We start from the raw sequence: 4384 nt of genomic DNA, 5'->3' as shown, positions 1-4384 counted from the left end.
GGGTGGTTGTTGGGGTCGGCCGAGGCGTTCCCTTCCCCCCCCCCGATCCGCGGCCGGGATGCCGACGTGTGGCAGGAGGTCCACACGCGCAACCGCGACTGGCTGCGGCGCTGGGAGGCGACCGTGCCGCCCGGTTCGCCGGCCGCCCGGCGTCCCACCTTCCGGCAGATGGCGCGGTACCTGCGATCGGAGGCCGCGGCCGGGCGCATGCTGCCCTTTGTGGTGCTGTACGACGGGCACCTGGTCGGTCAGGTCACCGTCGCGGGGATCACGTGGGGCTCGATGAGCTCCGCGCACATCGGCTACTGGGTCGACGAGGGCGTCGCGGGGCGGGGCGTGATGCCGACCGCCGTCGCGTTGGCCGCCGACCACTGCTTCTTCCGCATCGGGCTGCACCGGATCGAGGTGTGCATCCGGCCGGAGAACATGCCAAGCCGCCGGGTCGTGGCGAAGCTCGGGTTCCGTGAGGAGGGGCTGCGCCCGCGCTATCTGCACATCGACGGCGACTGGCGCGACCACCTCGTCTACGCGTTGAACGCGGAAGAGGTGCCGGAAGGGCTGTTGGCGCGATGGCGGGTGTACCGCGAGTCGCACGGGTTGCTGGGCGGCTGACCTCGGACGTTGCGCCGCCCGGGGGAATTCGTATGACCACACGGGACACATCCGTCCCAGTAGTCACACACGCATCAAAGAAGATCGTGCGACACACCGGGCATCCTCCAACATTGCGGGGGCCATCCGGCTTAGCGTGTCGATGTGAGCAGCAGCGGCCTGATCTACGCAGCGATCGTGGGGGCCTGGGCTGCCTATCTGGTGCCCATGTGGCTCCGCCGGCAGGACGAGCTCAACGAGGCCCGTCACACCGAGCGGTTCACCACCGCGATCAGGATCCTGTCCCGTCGCGGCGCCCTGGAGCGCCGCTATGCCCGCATGATCGCCAACGGCGACGACGGCCTTGCCACCGCGTCCGTCTCGCTGGACGCCCCCGCACGGGAACGCCGCCGAGGGGCGGAGGGCCATTCCAGGGACGGGGCGGCGGGGAGCGGCCACGGCCGGGACGCGCGCGACCGCGAGGGTGAGCCCCACGGCCGCGAGACCCCGTCGCGCGACAGCCGCGATGCTCGCGACTCGCGCGACGGTCGCGACACCCGCGACAACACCGGGCCGCAAACGCCGTCCCCACCCCGCGGTGACACTTCAGGCCGCGATACGACCGGGCGTGATCCGCAGGGTCGTGATCCGCACGCACGCGAGAGCCACGCCCGCGACAGCCACGCACGCGATACCCAAGGTCGTGAGAAGCCGCCACCCGCGGCGCCTCCCGAGCAGGGCGACAGCGCGCCGCGACGCCGTGATGTCCCCGCCGCCCAGGCCCCGCGAGCCCGCCAGGTGCACGCGCCCGTCGACGAGACGGGCCGCCCCGGCCCGTCCGCCGGGGCCTTCGACCGTTCCCGGGGCACCTCGCCGGCCGCGCGTTCGCCGCACACGTCCTCGCCCCCTGCCTCGACCGCTCGGCAGCCGGAGGAGGCGCCCGCCGAGGCGCGCCGCCGCTTCGGCCTGGGCCGCCGTACCGCCCCCGCGGTCACGGTCAAGCCGCCCGCACCCCTCAAGGGCCCGGACGGCCGGGCCAAGCTGCTCGCGCGCCGCCGCCGCGTGGTCGTCTGCCTGTTCCTCCTCTTCACCGGCGGCGCGGTCGTCACCGGCATGCTGGGCCTCGCCTGGATCTGGGCCCCGGTCCTGCCCGGCATCGCGTTGACCGGCTACATCGCGTACCTCCGCGTCCAGGAGCGGCGGCGGTACGAGGCCAACCTCCGCAACCAACTGCGCCCGACGCCGCCCGCGCGCCCCGCACCTCCGAGGCCCGCCCGCAAGACCGACGGCGAGCCGCGCCGTACTGCCACCCCGCAGCCCGACCCGCCCGCGCGCCGCCGTACCCCCGACGGCTCCGCCCCGCCGCGCTCCGGCCAGGCGCGCGGCGCGACCCCGCCCGCCTCGGCCCAGGAGCCGCGCGCCCGCTCCGGAAGGCGGTCCGCCGCCGACGAGCGCGACCACGCCGAGTGGATCGCCGCCCTCCAGTCCGACAGCGGCCAGGACGCGGCCGACCGTGACGCCTGGGACCCCGTCCCGGTCCCGCTGCCCACGTACGTCACCGCCCCGGTCGTCCCTCGCGGCGAACCGGCCCTCCCCGAGCGCCCCGAGCCCGCGACCCCCGAACCGGTGGCCGCCGACCCGACCCCCCTCTTCGACCAATACGCCGAAGACCCCCGTCGCGCCCCGCAATACCCGCCCTACGAACAGGACTGGCCCCGAGCAGGCAACGAATAGCCGCTCACCACAGGCCAGTTCCACCGAAGGCACGCGCGCACAAACAGTGTGCGGGCGGCCAGACAGTCGAGTACCCCTACGCCCGCGCGCCCGCCCCCGCACCGCAGAGGTCCCACTGTCGCGCGCCGACGGGACGGTGGACATGCCGACGGAAGCGGCCGCCAACACCCACAACCGCCCGCCCCCGCACCCCACTCCACCCCCGGACCCACCCCTGAATAACCCGTGCACGAGCCACCCCCAGAAGGTGGTAATCTTCTTTCTCGTTGGGGCTGTGGCGCAGTCCGGTAGCGCACCTCGTTCGCATCGAGGGGGCCAGGGGTTCAAATCCCCTCAGCTCCACAACGACCCAAGGGCCTGATCCGATAATTCGGATCAGGCCCTTGGTCTGTTGTGTTCGCGGCAACCTGCCGTATCTACTTGGTCGGCTTGCTGAGGCGCCTGCCCAGCCGCTTCAGCGCTCGGCGTCGCTGTGGACGGAACCGGCGTACAGCTTTCCAGGGGCACGGCGACTTTGCTGTGCGGGAGGACCCGCATTGCCACCCTCGGGTGAACGTCGAGTGCCGCCGGCAGGGGCTTGCACGTGTGGCGGGTGTCGTGAACCCGGATCGGGCGTACGCCCGGGGCCACTTGGGGAGTGGAGTTGTCGGACGTCGCCGGTACCGTCGATCGCGCGTGATCAGGGCCGGTCAGAGTACCTTCGGGGTCCGCGGTCATGGGGGGTGGGCGGGGCCGGAGTCAGAGACAACCGAACATCGCCACGGCCCTCCTCGGAGAGGGAGCTGCCCGGAGGCCATATCTCACCCCCCATTACGCCCTGCGACCAACAACGCCGCGGCGTGCGGCAGGACCAGGTCTGAGCCTTGCACAAGCCCAGTTCGACGCGGACGGAACCGGATTCAGCCCTTCGCGTCCTGGCCCGGAACGCCGCACGAGAACCGCTTCACCCGGTTCGCCAACGTTGCAGTCCGCCGGTCCGTCATGATCCGGGGTTTGTTGTTCGGGCAGAGGATTGGGGTCTGGCGGTTGCCGACTGTGACGGGGCGGTGACTACGGTCGCGTAGCCCGGTCACTGCGTGCCAACATCGCGTGACATGGCCGACGATGCACGCGAACTCGACGCGCCCCTGCCCTTTCTGCACCCTGCCCCTCCCAGCCCGCGCGGTCTCGGCGCCGTCGGGTCGTATGTCGCGATCGGCGACAGCTTCACCGAAGGGGTCGGCGACCCCGGGCCTGACGGGACGCTGCTCGGTTGGGCCGACCGGTTCGCGGTGCGGCTCGCCGAGGCCCGTCCCGGGTTGCGGTACGCGAACCTCGCGGTCCGCGGCAAGCTCCTCCACCAGATCATCGACAGCCAGCTCCCGGTGGCCGTCGCGGCCCGGCCCGACCTGGTCAGCTTCTGCGCGGGCGGCAACGACGTCCTGCGGCCCGGCGGCGATCCGGACAGGTTGGCGGCGGAGTACGAGCGAGGGGTGGCCGAGCTGCGCGCCGCGGGTGCGCACGTGTTGGTCTTCACCGGCTTCGATACGCGCGAACTCGGGCTGTTGAAGCTGCTGCGCGGCAAGGTGGCGACGTACAACGAGCACCTGCGGGTCATCGCCGCGCGGTACGACTGCACGGTGGTCGACCTGTGGGCGATGCAGGCCGTGCAGGACCGGCGGGCGTGGAGCGAGGACCGGTTGCACCTGTCGCCGTGCGGGCACGAGCGCGTGGCGCTCAACGCGGCGCGTGCGGTCGGGCTGCCCGTCGAGGAGGACCCGGAGGCGGCGTGGCCGCCGGAGGCCGAGCAGTTGAGCGCGGCACACGCGCGGCGCGAGCACGTGCAGTGGGCGCGTGAGCACCTCGTGCCGTGGATCGGACGCCGCCTGCGGGGTCAGTCCTCCGGGGACGGGCTCGAACCCAAGCGACCGGATTTGATGCCGCTGTAGGGCCGGCCAAGGGGCGGGAGGACGAAGTGGGCGCGAACGGCTAGGTGTCCCGTTCGGCCGCCGCGCCTGCGATCAGCAGGCGCGCGCTGCGGGTGACGAGATGTTCGACGTCGTCCATCGTCATGCGCCCG

At 72.6% G+C, this 4384-nt stretch carries 3 protein-coding genes and 1 tRNA gene; all 4 read left to right on the top strand.

The window, feature by feature from the left end:
• The first annotated feature begins 9 nt into the window (after positions 1-9).
• The 4 genes from ACRX5S_RS40875 (at position 10) to ACRX5S_RS40860 (ending at position 4253) form a co-directional block, all read left to right on the top strand.
• Positions 10-612 carry a GNAT family N-acetyltransferase gene (locus ACRX5S_RS40875; RefSeq protein ID WP_436778375.1) on the top strand — a complete coding sequence of 201 codons (603 nt, stop codon included), beginning with the start codon at positions 10-12 and terminating at the stop codon, positions 610-612.
• 144 nt (positions 613-756) lie between these two features.
• Positions 757-2325 (top strand): hypothetical protein, encoded by a 1569-nt coding sequence (locus ACRX5S_RS40870; protein ID WP_436778372.1) that lies wholly within the window; start codon positions 757-759, stop codon positions 2323-2325.
• A gap of 268 nt (positions 2326-2593) precedes the next feature.
• Positions 2594-2667: transfer RNA gene (locus ACRX5S_RS40865), tRNA-Ala, on the top strand.
• Positions 2668-3419: 752 nt separating this feature from the next.
• Positions 3420-4253: an SGNH/GDSL hydrolase family protein gene (locus ACRX5S_RS40860; protein ID WP_436778371.1), complete on the top strand. Its 834-nt coding sequence runs from the start codon at positions 3420-3422 to the stop codon at positions 4251-4253.
• Positions 4254-4384 lie beyond the last annotated feature (131 nt).

This window comes from Yinghuangia sp. YIM S09857, from assembly GCF_051388915.1.
Lineage (GTDB): Bacteria > Actinomycetota > Actinomycetes > Streptomycetales > Streptomycetaceae > Yinghuangia.
This window is presented reverse-complemented; position numbering and strand designations above follow the sequence as displayed.

What these genes read in the sequence shown, in the direction of transcription:
- ACRX5S_RS40860 (WP_436778371.1), top strand. Translation starts at nt 3,420, where the DNA reads ATGGCCGACGATGCACGCGAACTCGACGCGCCCCTGCCCTTTCTGCAC.